The following is a 20,573-nucleotide window of genomic DNA, read 5'->3' as shown; positions in this document are numbered from 1 at the left end:
GTGAGCTGCTCTGTATAGAGCGGCTCTATTTTGAGGAAGGGAGTAAGAGAGATGATCAAAAATTTCCTGTACTCGCAAAAGGTTGCTCCGTACGTATTTGTTCTGCCTTTTGTCATCGTATTCGCCGTCTTCTGGGTATATCCGTTACTGAACTCCTTCGAGATGAGCTTCCAGAAAATATCCTTGGGGCAGGAGGCGAACTGGGTTGGCGTAGACAACTACACTCGGCTTCTGAGTGATGGGATCTTCTTGAAAGCTGTACTGAACAGCACGATGTACATGATCCTGACGCTAGCGATTCTGATTCCTTTCCCGATGCTCTTCGCCGTGTTAATCAATAATCGGATGATGTGGGGGAGAGAATTCTTCAAGTCATCCTTCTTCTTCCCGGCGTTGACCTCTGTCGTGGTAGCGGGTACCATCTTCCGATTGATTTTCGGAGAAATGGATGGCTCACTGATGAACAGTGTGCTCGGCTGGTTCGGTATTGATCCAGTCAAGTTTCTGAAAGGGCAGGTTACGGGTTTCATTGCCTTGCTTGCGCTCGCGACATGGCGTTGGACTGGGGTCAACATGCTGTATTTTCTGTCGGGGCTCAAGAATATTCCGGATGAATACTATGAGGCTGCTTCAATTGACGGAGCCTCTGCATTTCAGAAGTTTCGCATGATTACTGTGCCGCTGCTGAAGCCGACGACGATCTATGTTGTGACCATCAGTATTTATGCCGGCCTTGCTATGTTCATTGAGAGCATGATGCTCTGGAACGGAAACAATTCGCCGAAGAACATCGGACTTACGATTGTTGGTTACCTGTACCGACAAGGAATTGAGAAGAATAATCTTGGCTACGCGGCGGCTGTAGGGATTGTGCTGCTAGCGGTTACGATGATTATTAATCTGACGCAGCTGGCCTTTTCCGGCTTGTTCAAGAAGGAGGATTAAGCATGAAGAAGGATGTGATTATTCAGTCTTATTCCGGTCTGCGGCAGGATGCACAGGTGAAGAGAAAAGAACTGCTACTTAAAATCAGTCTTGTTGTGATCTTTTCCATACTATGCGCGTTGATTCTACTCCCGTTCTATGCCATCGCCCTTGCTTCCTTCAAGCCTGGTCAGGAGCTGATTCGTTATGGATTGAATCTAAGCTTTGATACGTCTGTAATGAGCTTCAACAATTATATGTATCTGTTCACAGGCGATCATGCTTACTTTACGTGGTTCTTCAATTCGATTCTGCTTACGGTCGTACAGGTCGCATTGACGCTGTTTATTAGTGCGACTGTTGCTTACGGGTTCGCGGCTTATGAATTCAAGGGCAAGAACTTTCTGTTCATCTGTGTGCTGCTCATTATGATGGTACCTTTCGAAATTCTGCTACTGCCGTTATATACGCTCATTCATAATCTGGGGATGATGAATAGCTACTCGGCGATTGTACTGCCTGGTATCGCTAGTGCAGCGACCATTTTCTTCTTTAGACAGTACCTGAGCGGCATTCCCAAGGAGATTATCGCAGCAGGGCGTGTTGATGGGGCGTCGGAGTATGGAATCTATATGCGTCTGATTCTGCCCATCATGAAGCCTTCTTTTGCAGCCATGGCCATTCTTAACGGGATGAATAGCTGGAACAATTTCCTGTGGCCATTCATGGTACTTAGTGACGAGCGTAAATATACATTACCAATCGGACTCAAGACCTTGCTGACACCCTACGGTAACAACTATGATTTGCTTATTGTAGGATCGTTTTTCTCCATTATTCCGATCTTTATTTTATTCGTTGCTTTCCAGAAATACTTCATTGATGGGATGACAGCAGGCGCAGTGAAAGGCTAGTCGAAAATATTAAAATTTAATCTTGCCAACGGTCCTTGATTTTGATATACTCATTTTTGTTGTCACAAGGACATTGTAAATCAAGGCCCGTTGGTCAAGGGGTTAAGACACCTCCCTTTCACGGAGGTAACAGGGGTTCGAATCCCCTACGGGTCATAAGGCTATCCTATAGCCGTTGAAAGATGAGAACCCCTAGTGGTTCGTCGGAGCGTAGGCTTCGGTAGGAATGCATCGCAGTCGGCTCACATCGTGAGGCGTATCCCCTACGGGTCATAAGGCTATCCCATAGCCGTTGAAAGATGAGAACCCCTAGTGGTTCGTCGGAGCGTAGGCTTCGGTAGGAATACATTATATTAGTAAGAGCCATTAGCTCAGTTGGTAGAGCACCTGACTTTTAATCAGGGTGTCGAAGGTTCGAGTCCTTCATGGCTCACCATGAATTGTCTGCGCGGTCGTGGTGGAATGGCAGACACGCTATCTTGAGGGGGTAGTGGGCGTACGCCCGTGGAGGTTCGAGTCCTCTCGACCGCATCTGAATCGACCAAGAGTCTCTTCCTTCGAAGAGGCTCTTTTGTTATATTTACACTTGCTGTGGACTTCCGATCATGATGACAAATAACACGCCACTTATGAAAAAATCTGCTTTAGTGTACAATGGAAGATATGAGTTTTTGAGTAGCTAAGGATCGAGAGTGCATATAGTGCGTCTATGTGCTGCTTTATATCAGGGAATGGCGGTGTATGATATGAATGAGCCCATATTGGTGAATATATCAGAGAATCTGCTGGGGATTCTACCCTTAATCGGAAAGAAGATCATTGCCCCGAAGCTGGTGGCCAGTAATCTTCGTTATCCGCTGACTTCTTCGAATGTCCAGGTACTATTCATACTATGGGAGATTCGGCGGTCCACAGTATCGGATTTATCCAAGCATTTGCATGTGTCTAGGCCCAATATGACTCCTCTGATCGATAAATTAGTGGAATATGGACTTGTTGAGCGAATTCAAAGTGAGTCAGATCGGCGTGTCATTGATGTGTCGATTACCCCCAGTGGGGATGAGCTCTGCTTAGAGATCAGAGATTCCATGATTGAGACGGTGCAGAAGAGGCTAACTGTACTGGAGGAAGAAGATTTGACCCAGCTTAATGAATCGCTGAATCAAATCAAGTCCATTTTGATGAAGGTGGACAATGTTCCTTTCTAGAGTCATAGTCATAACGGATATGTGCTTCTGATCTTCTGCTGGGCGATTCTATCCGAATGGAGCGGGTGCCGTTCAAGGAAAGAACCGCCTTGTGTGTATATTGTGGTATAATATATTAAAATATCTCAGTATTTGCATTCTGGTAATGTAACTCAAGTTCGGGTGGAAGGCGGTTGAATATGCAATCGATCTATCAGAGGATTGAAGCGCTCATCGCAGAGCGGGGACTAACCAAGAAAGCGTTTTGTGCAGAGCTTAATATTAGTACTGGCAATTTTGGTGACTGGAAGCGTGGCAAGACTAAGCCAAGCGCAAGTAAGCTCATTGAGATTGCCACCTTTTTTGGTGTCTCTTTGGATTGGCTGATGATGGGACGAGATATGGGCAAAGATTTAATTAAAGAGCAGCGGGAAGCTTATTTTTTTGACATCATGGGGCAATTGAATTGCCAAGATAATGAGTTAGCTGAAGCGGAGAAGGACTTTATCAAAGAATACATAGAGTTTACAAGATTTCGTAAAGGAAAGCTTCAGCAGGCGGACGCTATGGAAGACGAGGAAGTCGAAGGACGTACTGTTGAAGATACTCATTCCTCACAAAAATCCAATGAATAAAATGGATGACCAATAACAAAAGCCAGAATGAGAGCTGAAGGCCCCATTCTGGCTTTTGTTATTGTCTGATTGTATGATGGTTATCTTTTAAGGATGATCAAGGATGGAGGAGTAACCGGGATATAGTCGGCGAATACAATTTGGGCAAATGTCATGTGTGCAGTCGACATGAGTATGCTTAAACAGGTAATCCTCAAGAGAGAGCCAATGATTAGTTTCGTCCTTGATGGATTTGCACACAGCGCAGACAGGCAGCATGTCCTGAACATGCTGATGGCTGCTCATAGCAGTTAAGGCCTCTACTAACCAGCATTCTCTGTTTTTATAGTCTGTAATATTCGTATGGGAAATGACAAGTCCGCTGATCTTCATGGAATGTGGCTCGATGAATGGGGTTATTTCAAGCAGGAACCAATCATTCCCTGCGCAGTGTCTGCGAAAGTATTCCTGTCTGTGGAAGTGGAGATCTCCTTGACTGACGTCGCGAAAGCCTTTGCGAAGTAGCAGATCGTCACCCCTGTGCTGCCAGTGTAGATACTGGAAGTAGTCCTGGCCGGCCCAATCAAAATTTGCAGGTCTACCGTTGTGCATTCCGGCAGTGATCCAGGCTTGATTCGCAGCGTGAATAATCCCTTGCTTATCAGTGGCCACCACTTGACTGCGCAAGGAATGAATGGCATCCTCCAGAGACAATGCCTTGGTTCTGACCAATATCGTTCACACTCCCCTACCTGTAGTTGCGAGACATGACCCTTAGTCTTGGTCTAACGTATGTATGCCTAGTATTTCGATAACCTGCTGCCTATATCGGTTCGCTTTTCTTGTGCCGTGAATCAGATTGGACAGGCGGGAGGGAGGTATTCCGTATTGCTTGCAAAAGCTTTGTTGATCAAGCTGTAGCTCCGCAAGTCTACGCTTAATAGCCCATCCCAGGGCAGTGACAGGTTTTCGATTATTCATGAAGATTCGCCCCTTATTATTTTCCAAGATCGAACGCTATACTATAATTCATGGTAAAACAGGCATGATTTAACCTTTGACGTCATTATACACTTATTTAAGTGTTCTTACAATCTGAAATTACTTTAATAAGGTGCTTTTGGTGGCGTTATTAAGTCCGTAGATGAAAAGGAATACAAAGATAAGAACTCCTGCCGCAGGGGAGAACAGCGGTAGGAGTTCTTTGGGATGAGGGGATGTATTTGGTTTTTCCGGGGCGACATTGTAGGTGTTGCTTGCTTTAGCTCGTCTGCATGTGAGCGTTCTGCCGTATAGGCAGCATCATGTGCGCTGTGGAGATGGAATGGGGTACTACAGGACGCTGGAATTCAGCAGGGTCTAGGTCTTTGATGATATTCCACTCCGATTCGACCTCCTCCAACATCTGCCGAGCTGTGGCTCGCGTCTTGTCCGGTGCGATGTTCAGACGTCTGGCGGCATTAAATACACAGGAGCTCACAGCAGCATCCAAATAGCCTGTAACAGCTTCGTTCTGATCAACCCCTAGCTGGAAATTAATCCATGCGTGGACCGTGGCAAGTGTTCCAGCCGCTTTATAACGATGCAGACAGGCTTCGAACTCCTCGAATTGGATCCAAGGATATAGTGCCTTGGCAAGCTTGATCAGCTTGGAGGAGGATAATGCATTGGCATCCTTGGCGTGGTCGCTTTGCTGAGAGTAGAGCATCTTGTCGATCAGCGCAATCTTCCAGCCATCCTGCTGTGCGGTGGCGGTGTAGATCCCCTTGATGGCCATCCCATCTGTTCTCACCAGATTACATAGGAGGTGATCCCGCATATACTCATGTACTTCTTCAAGCGTCTTGATCTGTCCCGAAGAGACCCTGGCATACAGAATATAGGCTTGTGAGTGGCCGCATGCTGGGGTTGTAGGGTTTAACAGATGAGCATAATCAAGCAATCGACTACTCTTGCTCATGGGGGCTCCCTCCTTAGGTTTGATTTACCTGACAACTCGCTATCCATGTTACTCTCTGTTTATATAGTAAAGTTTTCAACACTTATATTTTTGTGTGATGTATTCTATCATTTAAGTGAAGATTTCATTGCTTCCTTTGCTTTATGGAGTTTATTTTTACATAGATATAAAGACTTTGTCAATATAAAAAGCCATATTTTAGTGATTTATCTACCTTTTAAGTTATATTTTATAACATATAAATTACATAAAGGTAACATTTGTGATTCGACGTTGCATAGATCAAACATTTCACTTGCTGGATTTATGTAAATTGATGATTTAATTATGAATTAGAGGTTTACAAACTCATGAATAAGGAGTATAATAAATCTGTTGCCATTAAATAATACATGCGGTCGTGGTGGAATGGCAGACACGCTATCTTGAGGGGGTAGTGGGCGTATGCCCGTGGAGGTTCGAGTCCTCTCGACCGCATCCTGATTTAACAACAGAAGTAAGAACCCTTGTTCATTGAACAAGGGTTCTTTTTTTTGCCTTGAAGGAAGACTCTCATATCGAGGAATAGTGACGATCACGTCGGACCTATTGTTCTAGTAGCTGCCGGATATCGGGTATGATGTCAGCTGGTGGAGTATTTGGCGCAAATCGCTTGATGACATTCCCGTCGCGACTGACCAGAAATTTGGTGAAGTTCCATTTGACTGCCTTGGAGCCGAGTAGACCGGGGGCCGCGGATGCCAGGTGCTTGAAGAGGGGATGAGCTCCATCGCCGTTCACTTTGATTTTCTCAAACATAGGGAATGTGACTCCATAGTTAATCTGACAAAACTCCTGTATGTCATCGCTTGACCCCGGCTCTTGATTGGCGAATTGATTACTCGGGAATCCCAGAACCTCCAGACCCTGCTCATGAAGCTCGTTGTAGAGCTCCTGTAATCCTTGAAATTGGGGCGTGAAGCCGCATTTGCTGGCTGTATTGACAATCAGGAGTACCTTGCCCCGGTACCGGGATAGATCCACGGTCTCTCCTTTTAATGAAGTGGCAGTATATTCATAAATACTCATCGTAATCTCCTCTCCGTGTGGAATTTCCTCAGTTACTATCATAAATTCATGACAAATCTTTAGCAAGCTTTCCCATACCCCCTAAGGATCCTCAGCTATTTAGCCAGCGAACACCTGATAGACGAGAATGACATTCAGGGTGATAATGACGGCTGCAATTATCCAGGCTAGTATATTCTCCCAGCGTCTATTCACGAATTCGCCCATCTTGCTGCGATCACTGGTGAAGCGAATCAGTGGGATGATCGCAAAGGGCAGCTGCAAGGACAACACGACCTGACTAAGCACGAGCAGCTCCTCAGTGCCTCGCTCGCCTGCGATCGCAGTGACGATGACGGCAGGAATAATGGCAATTAATCGTGTCACCAAGCGGCGGAACCATGGAGGAAGACGCAGATTCAGAAACCCTTCCATGACAATCTGTCCAGCTAAGGTACCCGTAACCGTGGAATTCTGACCGGAAGCCAGCAGTGCAACACCAAAGAGGATACTCGCCATCGTTGTTCCTAGCAGTGGTGTCAGCAAATAATACGCGTCACTAATTTCTGCGACATTCGTCATACCTTGAGCATGGAAGACAGCTGCCGAGACAATCAGTATCGCTGCATTAATGAATAGTGCAAAAGTAAGGGCAATCGTGGAATCGAGTGTTGCATATCGAATCGCTTCTCGTTTGCCGGCACTGGAGCGCTCATAGTTGCGTGTCTGCACGATAGAGGAATGTAAATACAGGTTATGGGGCATAACCGTAGCCCCCATGATTCCAATGGCGATATAGAGCATACCTGATTGAGTCAAAATGTCTGTGTTCGGGATGAATCCATTTAGTACTCCACCCCAAGCAGGCTGTGACAGGAACAGATCAATTCCGAAGCACGCGGCAATGGTAGCCATCAACACAATGACCAGAATTTCAAGAGAACGGAAGCCCTTGTTCTGGAGCAACAAAATAAGCATGACGTCGAAGGCGGTAATGATAACTCCGTATAGAATAGGGATACCAAGCAGCAGCTTGAGTGCGATAGCTGAGCCAATGACTTCTGCCAGATCCATGGCAGCGATGGCTAATTCACACATGATCCACAGCAGCATGACAATCGGGCGGCTATAATGCTCCCGGCAAGCCTGCGCCAGATCTCGGCCTGTAGCAATTCCTAATTTTCCGGATAGGCTCTGCAGCAGAATCGCCATCAGATTGGAGATTAAGATCACAGATAGCAGACTATAGCCGAATTGCGAGCCGCCAGCAATATCGGTCGCCCAGTTGCCTGGGTCCATATAGCCGACAGCTACCAGATAGCCCGGGCCTGCGAAGGCGAGAAATTTTTTCAGCCTCGATGCATGGCGCGGGACGGATAAAGAGGAGTTCATTTCCGCGAGAGAAGCGGTCTGAACCGGTGGTTGTTCAACGTGCTGTCCCATTTCTATCACCTCATATATTGTACAAAGTCAAATGATTTTCATCGGTTTCATCTTCTTACATTGTACTCCTTCAATTATTTTTGTCTAGTGCAACTTTTGTGTCTAGAGGCAAATGGGGCCTTGTTAACTAAGACCTTGGGGCAATATTGTGATAGACGTTTCATTTATGGTGAGAAGTTTAAAGGAAATATAGAGAGGGCAACCTACCTGCATTACTACACTATCTAGGCTAAAGGAGAGATTGGAATGGACGCATTATATACAGCAACAGCAACGGTACACGGTGGTCGGACTGGACATGTCGCTTCTTCCGATGGTGTGTTGAAGCACGATCTAAGTATGCCTAAGGAATTGGGTGGAGGCGGAGGCAACGGTACAAATCCTGAGCAGCTTTTCGCAGCAGGGTACGGAGCTTGCTATGAGAGTGCTTTATCCAATGTAGCCAGAAAAGCGGGGGTCAAGCTGGATAACCCTGAGGTTACGAGCCATGTGTCCATAGGGAAAGATCCAGCTGACGGAGGCTTCCGTCTTGCTGTACGGCTGGAGGTCAAGCTTCCAGGTATTGAACGGGAGCAGGCAGAGAAGCTGGCGAGGGATGCACATGCATTCTGTCCATATTCCAAGGCGACTCGTGGGAACATTGAGGTTGAACTGGAAGTGGTCTAAAGCTGGGATTCAAAAAAGCGCAGGCCGGGGCAGCAGCTCTGGTCTGCGTTTTTTTGTGTCTATGATTCTGCATCCGCATCAAGTAGGACATTACTTTTATAAAAAAAATAGAGAAGTAGCAAACAGCTAAAGAAGCAATACTTACATAAAATGATATCTGTTTATCATCATATGGAAAATAACCTTGTCTTTTTGTGAATTCATACAAAAATAGGATGTCCACTATTGAAATTGTATACATATTAAGTGTTAATTGATGATTATCAAGTGAGTTTAATTCACATTCTGATGAAGAGTGTCCATGTATTTCGCGACAGTAGAGCCCGCCATAAGATAGAGGCCTTTGTGTAAATTCGACCAAAGAAGGTGTGTATATGAGTAGTAATCCTAGTTCATTGTCTGTTGCCCGGACGTCCTCTGCTCCTGAGCTTCCTCGTGACTGTACATTTTCCGCGGAGGATTGGAAGGTGCTGTCTTCATATTGGTACCCGGTAGCTCATGCAAGTGAGGTAACTGATCAGCCGCTCGCTGCCAAGCTGCTAGACATGAAGCTGGTCTTATACCGCAGTGGTGACAAAGTGGTGGTGGCCAGAGATCTGTGCTTCCATCGAGGAGCACCGCTCAGCAAGGGCTGGGTGGAAAATGGGGAGATTGTGTGTCCTTATCACGGCTTTCGATATAATTGTGAAGGTAAATGTACGGCGGTTCCTGCCCATCCCGCTGCCAAAATCTCTCCGAAGCTGAAGCTGATCGTCTACCCTTCGGTGGAACGCTATGGTCTGATCTGGACTACGCTCGGAGGCGGCGGTGAGGAATTAATTCCTGATTTTCCGGCCTGGGATGATCCTGATTATATTCAGATTCTGCCCCCGCCATTCGACATTGCGGGCTCGGCTGGGCGGCAAATGGAGGGATTTCTGGACGTATCCCATTTTGCATATGTACACACCGAGACCTTTGGTGATCGTAACAATACCGAGGTGCCGCAGTACACGGTCAAGCGCGATGGCAACGAACTGATTGCCGAATATTGGAGTACCGTGAGCAACTATGGAAAAGGGCAGATGAATGCAGCACCAGAGGGCTTCCAGTGGTTAAGGGAATTTCGGGTCTTTCCGCCATTTGCTGCTTCGCTCACAGTGTATTTTCCTGAGGAAGGTAGACTGAGAATTCTGAATTGTGCATCCCCGGTGTCTGCGAGGTACACCCGATTGTTTTGCCCTATCGCCCGTAATTTTGATAAAGAGGCCCCGATCGAGGACACGATCCGTTTCAATTTGCAGGTATTTGATGAGGACAGGGAAATGGTGGAATCCCAGACACCGGAGGATCTGCCACTGGATCTTCATGCGGAGGCACACATTCCAGCAGACCGTACTTCAATCGCCTACCGCCAGCTTTTGACGGAGCTTGGCCTGGGTCGGAATTATACATCTTAATTCGTTATCTCTCCTAGCAGTGGTCAATCATATAGATGCAACTGCACATGTAATACTGGAGTGATCTGTGCATAATCAAGGGCTGGCAAGGCTATCTGTCAGCCCTTTTGTCGTCGTTTGTATTTGACATCAAAGTGAAAATTCTTTAATATGACTTAGGTGATTCAGGTTTTTGCTGAACAAATTTGAGAACACAGGTGATGTTATGTCTTCTTACAGACCGAATATTGTCAACTTTACAAAAGCCAGCAGTAACGAGAACGAAGGGCTCTATGAATTTATGATGTACCTCGAAGACGGAACTGAATGTCGTGTCTTCTATCAGCGTCATCCGGAATGGACAATGACTAACATCAGCCGTTTGCTAAGAACACCTTGTCCTGTCTGCCGGAAGGATTTCATTTGCAAATGCATGGATCAGTTCAAGGGAGAACTGGGACAGCAACTGCACGATCATAACTGGCTTGAGAAGGCTGCTGCCGAATAAGCAGGAGTGCGCGAGAGAACTATAGAATGTATGAAGCAATTCGCATTTCAGACATCTTACGATGTGTGGGAGGATTGCCCATCAAGACGCCGTGATGAGGATTACGGTGTTTTTTTGTACTATAATTTGTGTGTGGATTATTCCATAACAGTCTGGTGCAAAAGGAGGGATTCCCATGACAAAAACCTCGCCTGAGGTGCCTACATCGACGGAGGAGCAGGAGCTTGTACAGTTATCTGCTTCATCCGCTATCGTGCTCATTGATGGAATATGTCATTTTTGCCAGGGGGCAACCCGGTTCATCATTGCACGGGACCCAAAGGGATACTTCAAGTTCGCTTCTCTGCAATCTGAACGGGGTGAGCAGCTGCTGCAGGTTGGAGGAATGTCAGCTCAGGCCCTTGATACCCTTGTCCTTATCGAACAAGGACGCTATTACACTCGCTCTACAGCAGCGCTTAGAATAGCTAGAAGACTTCGCTCGCCCCTTGCAATGATGTATGTCTTCATTCTGATTCCTGGGCCGCTGCGGGATGCAATGTATCGGTATTTTGCCCGCAATCGGTATCGCTGGTTCGGCAAAGCCAAGGAAGATTATTGCCAGATGCCCGCGCCGGAGATCAGGAAGCGTTTTTTGTAAGACGTCTGCGTAGCAGCCAGACTACCAAGGCCAATAGAACGATGCCCGACCCTGCTGTCCATGCTATACGCTGGATATTGGGGGCATTGACGACCACATTTACCGTATTGGGTTGGAGCAGGGATATATCCCAAGTGAGCGTCTTGCCGTCCGAGGATACATGATCCGCATTATGGGTCAGTGGCTTAATAGGAAGAGTCAGGCTAAAGGACAGATCGAGCTGATTGTCAAGCAGTCGCTTGGTCAGGAAATTCATGCTATGGATACGCTGGGTCCATGATTCCAAGCCCCCGCCACTCATGAACTTCATCAGATCCGCTTGAGCCTGTATGTTGTATTCGGTCGTGAACAGGTGGGCCGTCTCCAGACGTGTAAAAGACAGACCTGGTGGTAAAGGCTTGGCTCCTGTGGTAGTCGTGCTATCCGTACGTTGCTCAGCTGCAAAATGTCGTCTGAATTCAAGTCCTTGTCTTCCTGCCTCCTGCAGTTCCTTCACCTCGATCTCGTAAGGCTCCAGCAACCTGGTGATGAAGCTCAGCGCGTCTGGGAAATTTAAGGTCTGCAGAGCCTGGTCACTGATGCTGACAAAGGCCTCGAGATCAGTGCTGTTGTCCCGATTGACCATCACATGTGCTTCTCCTCGCGCGCAGGCGCTAAGCAGCAGCAGGCAGCCTGACAGAGCTGCTATAACGGCAATCAACCGTAAATGTCTGGACAAGCGTAATCCTCCTTTCGGTAGCTGCGGTTCAGAAAAAAGTTGCCTGTAGCTCATATCTATGATAACATACCAGTAAAAATATAGAACGTAACGGAAGCACCGTTCACCATTGGCTATATAGCGATGGATGGACGGTGCTTTTTTGCGTTCATGGAACGGAAGGAATGTGATGCTATTTGATGTCGATTACAGCCGTACTTGCCACGGAAAATCGTGAATACATTGAGCCATTGTTGGATTATCTCCACGGAAGTGAGTATAGCAGGCAGTTGCGAATTACGGCTTTCTCGCAGTCGGAGTCCTTCGCGCAATTTATGGAGGAATCGTCATTGAACAGAAGGCTGCCAGATGTCGTAGTGGCGGAGCAGGCGTTTCTGGATTCATGGAGTGGCTATACGGATTGTGAGCAGCCTCTCTTGCTGTTAAGTGAGCACGGAGCCACTATGGACGGAAGAACGGGTATTGCCATGTATCAGCCGCTGCCCCGATTGCTGGAGAAAATATTGGATGCAGGTAGACTACAAGCTGCAGTTGCGAGCAGGCGTAACCGTGAGGGGACACTTACGATTGGCCTAATCTCGGCAAGTGGAGGGACGGGGAAGACAACGACCGCTCTGAACATGGTCAAGCAGTTAGGCGGGGCCGGCTATTCTGTGTTCTATCTGAATCTGGAGACGTTGGATTCGAGCTCGTTATTTCACGACCAGGGAGAAGCTGCTGGAAGGGGCTTATCAAGACTACTGTACGATCTCAGGTCTGGCAAGGATGGACGCCACAAACAGAACTCGACTATTCTGCCGATTCAAGAGTACGCAATGCGGCACTCTGTGCTGAAGGCTGATGTATTCGCTCCTCTTGCCAATCGCAAAGAGGTGCTTGAGATGGATGCGCAGGAGACGTCCGCGCTAATTCAGGCAATTGTGGATGGTGGCCGCTATGATGTCCTTGTCATTGATGCTTCTACTGAGCTGAACGGGCGCTTGCAGGGTGTATTGGATAGAACTGATGAATTAATCTGGCTGTTGAATGACGAGTTGCTCTCCATGCATAAATGTATGCTGTGGCTAGAGCTGCTCCACAAGGAGTACTCATCTGCCTACGAGAGCTGGATGAGCAAAGTACACTTTGTCGTGAATCGGTATATGGGAGAATTGGCAAATACACCTCCTGCTCTTATAAAGCTGTCAGGGTCCCTTCCGTACATTCCCTCCTGGAAGCAGATGCAGCTGGATGAGCTGCTGCTTAGCTCACCTATTTTCCAGCGAGAGGTGAGGTTGCTTTGTGGAGCCATACTCGGGGATGAGCTATAGAATGCTGATGAATGCTGATGTGATGATGGTGACGATAAGTGATTATTACTAGTGGCTATTGGTGGGTGTACAAGGTATAGCAGGGCAATATGAATGCCTGCCACCAAGGGAATGCATGGAAGAGAGTACGGTGAAGAAAGGAGAACGGTATGAACGAAGAGACATTTCTTGCGCTTCGCAATGACATCCGTACAGGACTGAATGTCATCTCATCCCTCGACGATCAGGAGCTAATGGAGCAGATTGAACGCCGAATTCTGCAAGATCGTCAGCTGGATGAACTGACCTCACGAGAGAAGTACAGGCTTGTGCGTCGTATTTTTGATTCCTTCCGGGGACTTGATGTGCTGCAGCCGCTCGTGGATGATCCATGTATTTCGGAGATTATGATCAATAGTCACCGTGAAATTTTTGTGGAGCAGGGCGGGGAGATCATCCAGGTGCCTGTGGCTTTTGAGTCCAGAGAGCGGCTGGAGGATATTATTCAGACGATTGTGGCGGGAGTCAACCGCATTGTGAACGAATCGTCTCCGATTGTGGATGCGCGGCTCCGTGACGGTTCTCGTGTGAACATTGTCCTGCCTCCTGTGGCCTTGAAGGGGCCAACGTTAACGATCAGAAAGTTCCCTGATAGTCCTTTGACTATGACGGACTTAATCGGGCTTCATGCACTGGATGAACATACCGCAGAATTGTTGAAGCTACTTGTAAGAAGTAAATACAACATTTTCATCAGTGGGGGAACCGGGTCAGGGAAGACGACATTTCTCAACGCGCTGTCTCAGTACATTCCAGCAGATGAACGGATCATTACGATTGAGGATTCGGCTGAGCTGAAGATTGTCACTGTCCCGAATCTTGTGTCCTTGGAGACCAGAAATGCCAATACAGAGGGAAAGGGTGCCATATCCATCCGTGATCTGATTCGAGCCTCGCTCCGGATGCGCCCGAATCGAATTGTAGTCGGTGAGGTGCGTGGCGCCGAGGCACTGGACATGCTTCAGGCTATGAATACCGGACACGATGGCTCCTTGTCCACTGGCCATGGTAACAATATACACGATATGATCAGCCGTTTGGAGACCATGGTGCTTAGTGGAGCAGAGCTTCCGCTGAGTGTAGTTCGGCAGCAGATTGGTTCGTCGATTGATATTATCGTCCATTTATCAAGACTTAGGGACCGTTCACGGCGCGTGATGGAGATTACTGAGGTCGTGGGCGTAAGAGATGGAGAGGTGGAGCTGAATCCGTTGTACAAGTTTCAGATTGATGGGGAAATGGATGGACGTATTACAGGATACTGGGCGCCTTGTGGGGACGGAATGGTGCATGTTGACAAGTTAGCGATGTCCGGGTACGAAATCCCTGTGGCCTGGGGGGAGAAGACTTATGCGTCTGTATCGTCTTCCTAAAGGAAGAGAGCGGAAGGCAAGAGAGAACAAGATAATAGGACAAAAGGTAAAAGAGTATAGAAATGAGGATTCCTCAGCGGACAATTCTTCAGGACATATCCTGCCTAGCTATACAGTGTATATGCTGTCCAAGCGACAGCGCTGGGTTATTTTAGTGCTCTCAGGTGGTCTGCTCTACGGTATAGGTTACTTGTTTTATCATCATGCACTAATAGCTCTAATACTTGCGGGTGGTGCAATGGCCTGTCCTGGACCGTACAGTCGATTCTTACTTGCAAGGCGAAGAGCGACGCTCAGTATTCAATTCAAGCAGGCATTATATTCGCTGTCATCCTCTCTGGCTGCGGGCAGATCCGTGGAGAACAGCTTTCGAGAGGCCGTTCAGGATCTGAAGCTGCTCAGCCCGGAAGGGGAGAATGATCTTATCCGGGAGTTCGGCATTATTATAGCGCGTATGGAGTACGGGGAGCCTGTAGAAGCTGCGTTGCTGGATTTTGCTCAGCGAGCTGCGATGGAGGATATCACGAATTTTGCGGATGTATTCGTCACCTGTAAGCGTACTGGCGGGGACTTAATAGAGGTCATGCGCAGAACTTCTAGCGTGATAGGAGAGAAGCTGGAAATTCAACAGGATATCCGAATTATGATTGCCCAGAAAAAATTTGAGGCCAAGGCGATGTTCGCAGCCCCGTTTCTGTTCGTGCTGTTCATGAACCTATCTGCCGCGGATTATATGGAGCCGCTCTATAGCGGTGCAGGCAGAATAATTTCTACACTATGTCTTCTCGTCTTGGGGCTATGTCTAATGTGGATGAGCCGTATCGTCAGAATTGAAGTATGAGGAAGGGATAAGGGAAATACATGATTGAATCTGTCTTGGTTGTACTGGTTCTGCAAGTGGGCGGCTGGGTGGTGCTGAACCTAATGCACGGTAAGAAGTATCGTTCGATACAAAGCATCAGAATGCCGGGATTACGGCTACAAAGGTTGTCGGGTCCATTTGTATGGATAATACTGTCGTCGTGCTTGATTCAGCGTTGTCCACTTCTGATGTTCCGACTGCAAAGAATGATTGGTAAGTTGCATGGAATGGATCAGCTTGGGGAGAGAACAATTCTACTATTGGCTGAACTGATGGGCTATAGCTATGGAATACTGGCTCTCGGCTGTCTGTTAACGGTCATAACCGGTGGAGACACGGCGGGGCTTATCTTGAGCCTGCTACTAGCCATACTTATTCCTGCTGCGCTGCTCAGAGATTTGCATACGAAGGTGATCAACAGGGACCAGGCCATTCTCATGGAATTACCTGAGCTATTGGGGAAGATCATGCTGCTTGTCGGGGCAGGGGAGACGGTACAGCGTGCTATGCTGCACTGTGTGAACGAGAAGAGTGGGGCTACTGAGCATCCACTGTATCAGGAGTTGAAGCAAGCAATTGGTGAATGGAATAACGGATATTCATTTCAGCAAGCTCTTGAGCAGTTAAGCAAGCGTTGTGCCATCCAGGAAGTAACGATCTTCACCACAACGGTGTTGTTAAATATGCGTAGAGGCGGCAGTGACTTTGTCATGGCACTGCACGAGCTGTCTCAGACACTTTGGAGCAAAAGGACCTCGATCAGTCGAATTCGTGGGGAGCAGGCATCATCCAAGCTGGTGTTTCCCATGGCGCTGATCTTGTTAACGGTCATTGTATTAATTGGAGCACCCGCTTTTATGATTATGGATCTGTAGGAGGAGAAAGCGATGTTAATGACGATAGCTTCAGGTTGGAAGAGACTGTGGAAGGAAGAAGAGGGACTTGGCACCCTAGAAATGATCCTGATTATTGCCATTCTTATTGCTGTGGCTGTCATTTTCAGAAAGCAAATTACAGAGATTATTTCCAGTTTGCTAGAAAAGGCAGATAAGAAGAGCAGCGATTTTATGGACGGCAAATGAGTCGGGACCTGGGTTCCGATGAGGCGGGGAGCTTTTCGCTAGAAGCATCCTTGGTGTTTCCTATCATTATGTTCATTATTTTTATACTGCTATTCTTCTGTCTGTATTTATACCAGAAATCCATTCTCATTCAGGTTGCCGCTACTGCTTCCGAACGAGCGGCATATAGTTGGGACAATAGCTATAAAGTACCGACAAATGGTGCGGTGGAGGAAGGGCAGCGTGATCCTCTGTATTGGCGTATGACAGATGATGCGATGATAGGGGCACTGTTTGGCTGGACTGGGGCCGATACACGGCAGGCTGTTGCTATACCAGAAATGTCAACGGGGCAGGGCTTGCCACAGAAGAAGATGTCGCAGGCAAGCGGGGCCATACCGGGCGGAATGAAGGGGCAGCAGTATTATGAGAATTTTATGATTAACCGGAGGGTGACGACGGAGCTAAGCAAGATGATACATCTGCCTTTATTAAGCCGTGTTCTGGAGGGAGACAGACTGTCCATCTCAAGCTATGCCGGGGTGGTAGACCCTGTTGAATATATAAGAACTATTGAACTGATGCGCTATTATGGGCCGAAGTTCAAGGGAACTGGTCAAGGGATACCATTGAAGACCGGCGCAGCAGGGGCAGTGCTACAGGATTACGCAGCCAGAGAAAATTAAGCCCGGAGTGGGAAGAGGAGAGGTAAAGATGTTCCGGCATAGGCACAACGAAGAAGGTGCAGTTTCTGTTTTTTTAATTATTATTCTGGCCTTTGTCTTTGCCTTCACCGCTGTATTCATTGATTACGCTCGTATCGCAGCCCTGCATGTTCAGACGGAAAAGCTGGCTCATGCAGCAGTCCGATCTGTAATGTCCTCCTATGATCCGGTGCTACAGCAGCAGTATGGGCTATTTGCTTATGGCGAAGGGACAGGTAACCGCATAATGACTAAGGTTCTGAATGACAGTACAATAGTTACTTCGCGTGAAGGAGCATTCGGCTTGATGAGGAGCCGTCTGGACAGCAGCACCTTGAGTATGGATAGGATGCTTGGTAGCTATGGGATGTTCAATACTCAGATTCGAGAGGATATGAAGTACAGGGCACCCGTCACCTTTGCATACGAGATCGTGGATAAGCTGAAGCCGATCTCCCAAGAGATGAAGGAGGCCTCCCATACAGTCGATTTGCTGAAGCGGCTGCATAAGTTGTATGAACAGCGTGAAGCCAAGCTTGATGAGGCCTTAAACCAACAGCGTAAAGCAGCGGCGGGAGCCACAAGTCTTAGAAAGCTTATCATGGGGCAGAGCTCACTTGAGATGAATAAGTACATCTATGAGGAGATGGATAGTGCTGCTGATGCAGCATCGCAATATCTGGATTACCTAGATCGTTATGAAGCATTCAAAAGGGACCCTACCGAACGCAAAGAGAGGGAGCTTCGCGAGTTCAGACAACAGTTGAACAGGCTTCTAGCTCATATCCAGAGCGAATTGGACAGCTTCAGGCAGAAGCATGATACGGGGTTGGTTAAAGCTGAGGCATTGCTAGCAGAGGCCAGAAATATTAATGGTGAAATGAGGCTAGTCATTGCCCAATATAAGCAGCGAGCTGCTAATGACAGCTATGATACGGTGAGCTCATCACCATCACCCACAAATGCCGCTGTGCCTGCAGATGGCCGTCTTGCGGCTACCAGGGATAGAGTGAGCGAATTGCTTACTTCAGAGGATGTATTCCGATCCGTGGAGACAGGGATCGCTCAACAAAGAAATGCGTGGAGTGCAGCTAACAACAATATAAGGAGCATGGTTACAACATTAAATAAAATTCCTCTGCGGGAGCATACCGACCTGGAAATGAAGGAAGCCGTAAGACGAGCCTTTGACCGTGTTTATGCTTACGAGAGGGCGTACGTAACGAAAGGCAGTAGCAATAAGCTGGATCAGGAGCAACAGGCACTCGATAGTGCCCGTGGGTCTGATCGTGAGCGCAAAGAGATGGAGAAAAAAGCTACCGAGAGGCTGAAGGAAGCATACGGTCTAATTGATCTGTTAACGAAGAACAAGGAGTCGAACAACTCTTTTCAGGAGCTGAAAGGATATTATGAACAAAGTCTCGCGTTCAATTCAACTGCAGCTCAGCCGACTAGCTTGGTGAACCATTCGGTTGATCCCACCGAAACGGGTGGAGCGGCAATGAATGCCATGGACCAATTATATGAAGCGGCTGCAGGCATGCTAAGCAGCATGGGAGATGAATTTTTTCAGAATGAATATGCACTCTCGTACTACTCACATATTGATTTTGGAAGATTCAAGGATGTGATTGGTTCAGGCACCTCCAGGCAGGGGTTAACGCAGGCCTTGGGTGATCAGTTAGAGATTGGTAATCAGGAGGCTGAGTACATTATTTATGGGTTTCATAATGCCACAGGTAACCTGGCAGCAGCTTATGGTGAGATTTTTGCTATGCGAATGGCCATTCGGACGATGGAGGGTCTACAGAAATATTCTTCATTAGGACATCCGCTTGCTGTACTAGCAGCAGCATTGCTGTACGGAGTGGAGAAGGCCATAGAAGATATGCTGATGCTGGCCCAGCAAGGCTATTTGTATTTATCAGACTACGTTCGAATTAAGCTCACTTACAAGGACCATCTCAGATTATTCATGATGATGCACAGCAGTAAAGGACAGAAGTTGTCTCGCATGCTGGCCTTGATTCGTTATGGGACGGGGGTGAACCCGGCCGAAAGACCGACCTATGCATTAGGTGAGGTGCGAAGTGGTATCAGGCTGTGGTTCCTGCCTGGAGTAATGAAGATGGTAGGAGCAGCTTCTGGAGAAGGTGAGGACATTGAGCATGGAACCTATTATGTCCGAAAGCAGGCACATTTCTCTTATTAAGCACCGATCTGGAAAGGTCTGGGGATTGGAGCGAGGGAGCATTGTGCTGGAAGCTTCTTTGGTCCTGCCTGTGTTCATGTTCTTCGTGATCTTGCTGGTATACATCGTACAAATGACGGTCTTCTCAACAGCTCTACAGACGGTTGCATCTGAGGTAGCCAAGGAGGTAGCAAGCAAGATCTATCCTGTATCGCTGGCCTTGAATAATGCGGATACAACTTTTGGAGATCTTGAGGAGCAGGAGATTGTACCCAAGCTTACGATGGGAGAGATGACAGAGCAGTTCGGACATTCGCTACCGGAGCCGATCGGGCTCTGGGTAGGAGATGCTGTAAGCTCGGGGACTGAGCCATTTGATCGAATGAAAGGAAAGATTACGGAGGCTATGCTTGATCCCGTCGCCAAGCCGTTGCTTAAGCCGTTCATGGATGACCGTATTCTGGACTTGGATCGTATTCATGTTACCAGCGTTCATCTTCCTGCACTCCGGGGCAGAAGCGATCCTTATTTTAAGATCGAGCTATCCTACGTCCTTCCTATACGTATACCTTTTGTTCAGCGTGAGCTGGTCTTGCAGGCGACGGCAGAGGAGCGGCTCTGGATTGGGGATACCGGTGAAGAAATAGGAGATGAGGCTTCGCCGGGTGTCACGGGTACGATTCAGCTTATCGAAGCACCGAAGCCAGCTATCCGAGGAGTGTATAACAAAATACGGGCCAGGATTGAGCCAGGCGGCTCAGCTAATCTGTCCATCTATTACAAGTCAGGAGCAAGTGTGGCAAGACACGTAGGATGGGCTGTGGCCGATGAGCAAGGCTACGTTGAATGGAACTGGTTCGTGGGTACGAATACGACCCTTGGTACATGGAGCTTTGTAATCGAGAGCGATAGTGGAGCAACGCTTGAGGGTCCACTGGAGGTGGCAGACAAAGCTAACAAATAGTTCATATGATATTTCCAGATGGATTAGAGC

At 47.6% G+C, this 20,573-nt stretch carries 22 protein-coding genes and 4 tRNA genes; 20 read left to right on the top strand and 6 right to left on the bottom strand.

Annotation, left to right across the window (positions count from 1 at the left end; translation table 11 throughout):
• The first annotated feature begins 51 nt into the window (after positions 1 to 51).
• From D328_RS0119015 to D328_RS0118985, 7 genes are all read left to right on the top strand, one after another.
• The gene (locus D328_RS0119015; protein WP_018886627.1) at positions 52 to 945 is read left to right on the top strand and encodes a carbohydrate ABC transporter permease; all 894 of its coding nucleotides are present in this window, start codon (positions 52 to 54) and stop codon (positions 943 to 945) included.
• Between the two features lie 2 nt (positions 946 to 947).
• Complete coding sequence (locus D328_RS0119010) at positions 948 to 1,838, top strand: carbohydrate ABC transporter permease (RefSeq protein ID WP_018886626.1); 891 nt, start codon at positions 948 to 950, stop codon at positions 1,836 to 1,838.
• A gap of 84 nt (positions 1,839 to 1,922) precedes the next feature.
• Positions 1,923 to 1,994: transfer RNA gene (locus D328_RS0119005), tRNA-Glu, on the top strand.
• Between the two features lie 204 nt (positions 1,995 to 2,198).
• A tRNA-Lys gene (locus D328_RS0119000) sits at positions 2,199 to 2,274 on the top strand.
• A 12-nt stretch (positions 2,275 to 2,286) separates the two neighbouring features.
• Positions 2,287 to 2,369: transfer RNA gene (locus D328_RS0118995), tRNA-Leu, on the top strand.
• A 215-nt stretch (positions 2,370 to 2,584) separates the two neighbouring features.
• Positions 2,585 to 3,046 carry a MarR family winged helix-turn-helix transcriptional regulator gene (locus D328_RS0118990; RefSeq protein WP_026281265.1) on the top strand — a complete coding sequence of 154 codons (462 nt, stop codon included), beginning with the start codon at positions 2,585 to 2,587 and terminating at the stop codon, positions 3,044 to 3,046.
• A 179-nt stretch (positions 3,047 to 3,225) separates the two neighbouring features.
• Positions 3,226 to 3,660, top strand: a complete 435-nt coding sequence (locus tag D328_RS0118985) for a helix-turn-helix domain-containing protein (protein ID WP_018886624.1) — start codon at positions 3,226 to 3,228, stop codon at positions 3,658 to 3,660.
• Between the two features lie 87 nt (positions 3,661 to 3,747).
• On the opposite strand, the gene D328_RS30375 is transcribed toward D328_RS0118985, so the two are convergent.
• From D328_RS30375 to D328_RS29410, 3 genes are all read right to left on the bottom strand, one after another.
• Positions 3,748 to 4,371: a hypothetical protein gene (locus D328_RS30375; RefSeq protein ID WP_018886623.1), complete on the bottom strand. Its 624-nt coding sequence runs from the start codon at positions 4,369 to 4,371 to the stop codon at positions 3,748 to 3,750.
• Between the two features lie 42 nt (positions 4,372 to 4,413).
• Positions 4,414 to 4,620, bottom strand: coding sequence for a hypothetical protein (locus D328_RS0118975; protein ID WP_018886622.1), 207 nt, complete (start codon positions 4,618 to 4,620; stop codon positions 4,414 to 4,416).
• 280 nt (positions 4,621 to 4,900) lie between these two features.
• Positions 4,901 to 5,599: an urease accessory UreF family protein gene (locus D328_RS29410; RefSeq protein WP_018886621.1), complete on the bottom strand. Its 699-nt coding sequence runs from the start codon at positions 5,597 to 5,599 to the stop codon at positions 4,901 to 4,903.
• Positions 5,600 to 5,993: 394 nt separating this feature from the next.
• On the opposite strand from D328_RS29410, the gene D328_RS0118965 reads away from it, so the two are divergent.
• Positions 5,994 to 6,076 (top strand) — tRNA-Leu (locus D328_RS0118965).
• Positions 6,077 to 6,184: 108 nt separating this feature from the next.
• Here D328_RS0118965 and D328_RS0118960 read toward each other — a convergent pair.
• The gene (locus tag D328_RS0118960) at positions 6,185 to 6,667 is read right to left on the bottom strand and encodes a glutathione peroxidase (RefSeq protein ID WP_026281264.1); all 483 of its coding nucleotides are present in this window, start codon (positions 6,665 to 6,667) and stop codon (positions 6,185 to 6,187) included.
• 99 nt (positions 6,668 to 6,766) lie between these two features.
• The gene (locus D328_RS0118955; protein ID WP_018886619.1) at positions 6,767 to 8,089 is read right to left on the bottom strand and encodes an Nramp family divalent metal transporter; all 1,323 of its coding nucleotides are present in this window, start codon (positions 8,087 to 8,089) and stop codon (positions 6,767 to 6,769) included.
• A 246-nt stretch (positions 8,090 to 8,335) separates the two neighbouring features.
• Between D328_RS0118955 and D328_RS0118950 the strand changes: the two genes are divergently transcribed.
• From D328_RS0118950 to D328_RS0118935, 4 genes are all read left to right on the top strand, one after another.
• Complete coding sequence (locus D328_RS0118950) at positions 8,336 to 8,755, top strand: organic hydroperoxide resistance protein (RefSeq protein ID WP_018886618.1); 420 nt, start codon at positions 8,336 to 8,338, stop codon at positions 8,753 to 8,755.
• A gap of 374 nt (positions 8,756 to 9,129) precedes the next feature.
• The gene (locus D328_RS0118945) at positions 9,130 to 10,194 is read left to right on the top strand and encodes an aromatic ring-hydroxylating oxygenase subunit alpha (RefSeq protein WP_018886617.1); all 1,065 of its coding nucleotides are present in this window, start codon (positions 9,130 to 9,132) and stop codon (positions 10,192 to 10,194) included.
• Positions 10,195 to 10,399: 205 nt separating this feature from the next.
• Positions 10,400 to 10,681: a hypothetical protein gene (locus tag D328_RS0118940; RefSeq protein ID WP_051091171.1), complete on the top strand. Its 282-nt coding sequence runs from the start codon at positions 10,400 to 10,402 to the stop codon at positions 10,679 to 10,681.
• A gap of 175 nt (positions 10,682 to 10,856) precedes the next feature.
• Positions 10,857 to 11,321: a thiol-disulfide oxidoreductase DCC family protein gene (locus D328_RS0118935; RefSeq protein WP_018886615.1), complete on the top strand. Its 465-nt coding sequence runs from the start codon at positions 10,857 to 10,859 to the stop codon at positions 11,319 to 11,321.
• Here the strand turns inward: D328_RS0118935 and D328_RS0118930 are convergent.
• Positions 11,302 to 12,039, bottom strand: coding sequence for a hypothetical protein (locus D328_RS0118930; RefSeq protein WP_018886614.1), 738 nt, complete (start codon positions 12,037 to 12,039; stop codon positions 11,302 to 11,304). The two genes, D328_RS0118935 and D328_RS0118930, sit on opposite strands and share 20 nt — an antisense overlap.
• Positions 12,040 to 12,218: 179 nt before the next feature.
• Here D328_RS0118930 and D328_RS0118925 point away from each other — a divergent pair, with 179 nt between their 5' ends.
• From D328_RS0118925 to D328_RS0118890, 8 genes are all read left to right on the top strand, one after another.
• Entirely contained in the window at positions 12,219 to 13,349 is a 1,131-nt protein-coding gene (locus D328_RS0118925) for a P-loop NTPase family protein (RefSeq protein WP_018886613.1), read from the top strand.
• A 149-nt stretch (positions 13,350 to 13,498) separates the two neighbouring features.
• Positions 13,499 to 14,761 carry a CpaF family protein gene (locus tag D328_RS0118920; RefSeq protein WP_018886612.1) on the top strand — a complete coding sequence of 421 codons (1,263 nt, stop codon included), beginning with the start codon at positions 13,499 to 13,501 and terminating at the stop codon, positions 14,759 to 14,761.
• Complete coding sequence (locus D328_RS0118915; protein ID WP_018886611.1) at positions 14,739 to 15,602, top strand: type II secretion system F family protein; 864 nt, start codon at positions 14,739 to 14,741, stop codon at positions 15,600 to 15,602. Before D328_RS0118920 ends, D328_RS0118915 begins: the two co-directional genes overlap by 23 nt.
• A 20-nt stretch (positions 15,603 to 15,622) precedes the next feature.
• Positions 15,623 to 16,498 carry a type II secretion system F family protein gene (locus tag D328_RS0118910; RefSeq protein WP_018886610.1) on the top strand — a complete coding sequence of 292 codons (876 nt, stop codon included), beginning with the start codon at positions 15,623 to 15,625 and terminating at the stop codon, positions 16,496 to 16,498.
• 12 nt (positions 16,499 to 16,510) lie between these two features.
• Entirely contained in the window at positions 16,511 to 16,705 is a 195-nt protein-coding gene (locus tag D328_RS0118905) for a Flp1 family type IVb pilin (RefSeq protein ID WP_018886609.1), read from the top strand.
• Complete coding sequence (locus D328_RS0118900) at positions 16,702 to 17,370, top strand: TadE/TadG family type IV pilus assembly protein (protein WP_018886608.1); 669 nt, start codon at positions 16,702 to 16,704, stop codon at positions 17,368 to 17,370. Before D328_RS0118905 ends, D328_RS0118900 begins: the two co-directional genes overlap by 4 nt.
• A 28-nt stretch (positions 17,371 to 17,398) precedes the next feature.
• On the top strand, positions 17,399 to 19,600 hold the full coding sequence (locus D328_RS0118895; RefSeq protein ID WP_018886607.1) for a coiled-coil domain-containing protein: 2,202 nt from the start codon (positions 17,399 to 17,401) through the stop codon (positions 19,598 to 19,600).
• Positions 19,569 to 20,543 (top strand): TadE/TadG family type IV pilus assembly protein, encoded by a 975-nt coding sequence (locus D328_RS0118890; protein WP_026281261.1) that lies wholly within the window; start codon positions 19,569 to 19,571, stop codon positions 20,541 to 20,543. The genes D328_RS0118895 and D328_RS0118890 overlap by 32 nt, the downstream gene beginning before the upstream one ends.
• Positions 20,544 to 20,573 lie beyond the last annotated feature (30 nt).

Origin of the sequence: Paenibacillus massiliensis 2301065 = DSM 16942 (assembly GCF_000377505.1) — a bacterium.
Classification (GTDB): Bacteria; Bacillota; Bacilli; order Paenibacillales; family Paenibacillaceae; genus Paenibacillus; species Paenibacillus massiliensis.
This window is presented reverse-complemented; position numbering and strand designations above follow the sequence as displayed.

Bases quoted from the DNA above. Each gene is read 5' to 3' on its own strand.
- D328_RS0118895 (WP_018886607.1), top strand. From the start codon at position 17,399: ATGTTCCGGCATAGGCACAACGAAGAAGGTGCAGTTTCTGTTTTTTTA.
- D328_RS0118920 (WP_018886612.1), top strand. From the start codon at position 13,499: ATGAACGAAGAGACATTTCTTGCGCTTCGCAATGACATCCGTACAGGA.
- D328_RS0118990 (WP_026281265.1), top strand. From the start codon at position 2,585: ATGAATGAGCCCATATTGGTGAATATATCAGAGAATCTGCTGGGGATT.
- D328_RS0118915 (WP_018886611.1), top strand. From the start codon at position 14,739: ATGCGTCTGTATCGTCTTCCTAAAGGAAGAGAGCGGAAGGCAAGAGAG.
- D328_RS0118955 (WP_018886619.1), bottom strand. From the start codon at position 8,089: ATGGGACAGCACGTTGAACAACCACCGGTTCAGACCGCTTCTCTCGCG.
- D328_RS0119015 (WP_018886627.1), top strand. From the start codon at position 52: ATGATCAAAAATTTCCTGTACTCGCAAAAGGTTGCTCCGTACGTATTT.
- D328_RS0119010 (WP_018886626.1), top strand. From the start codon at position 948: ATGAAGAAGGATGTGATTATTCAGTCTTATTCCGGTCTGCGGCAGGAT.
- D328_RS0118945 (WP_018886617.1), top strand. From the start codon at position 9,130: ATGAGTAGTAATCCTAGTTCATTGTCTGTTGCCCGGACGTCCTCTGCT.
- D328_RS0118890 (WP_026281261.1), top strand. From the start codon at position 19,569: ATGTCCGAAAGCAGGCACATTTCTCTTATTAAGCACCGATCTGGAAAG.
- D328_RS0118900 (WP_018886608.1), top strand. From the start codon at position 16,702: ATGAGTCGGGACCTGGGTTCCGATGAGGCGGGGAGCTTTTCGCTAGAA.
- D328_RS29410 (WP_018886621.1), bottom strand. From the start codon at position 5,599: ATGAGCAAGAGTAGTCGATTGCTTGATTATGCTCATCTGTTAAACCCT.
- D328_RS0118935 (WP_018886615.1), top strand. From the start codon at position 10,857: ATGACAAAAACCTCGCCTGAGGTGCCTACATCGACGGAGGAGCAGGAG.
- D328_RS0118985 (WP_018886624.1), top strand. From the start codon at position 3,226: ATGCAATCGATCTATCAGAGGATTGAAGCGCTCATCGCAGAGCGGGGA.
- D328_RS0118940 (WP_051091171.1), top strand. From the start codon at position 10,400: ATGTCTTCTTACAGACCGAATATTGTCAACTTTACAAAAGCCAGCAGT.
- D328_RS0118905 (WP_018886609.1), top strand. From the start codon at position 16,511: ATGTTAATGACGATAGCTTCAGGTTGGAAGAGACTGTGGAAGGAAGAA.
- D328_RS0118925 (WP_018886613.1), top strand. From the start codon at position 12,219: ATGTCGATTACAGCCGTACTTGCCACGGAAAATCGTGAATACATTGAG.
- D328_RS0118975 (WP_018886622.1), bottom strand. From the start codon at position 4,620: ATGAATAATCGAAAACCTGTCACTGCCCTGGGATGGGCTATTAAGCGT.
- D328_RS0118950 (WP_018886618.1), top strand. From the start codon at position 8,336: ATGGACGCATTATATACAGCAACAGCAACGGTACACGGTGGTCGGACT.
- D328_RS0118960 (WP_026281264.1), bottom strand. From the start codon at position 6,667: ATGAGTATTTATGAATATACTGCCACTTCATTAAAAGGAGAGACCGTG.
- D328_RS0118910 (WP_018886610.1), top strand. From the start codon at position 15,623: ATGATTGAATCTGTCTTGGTTGTACTGGTTCTGCAAGTGGGCGGCTGG.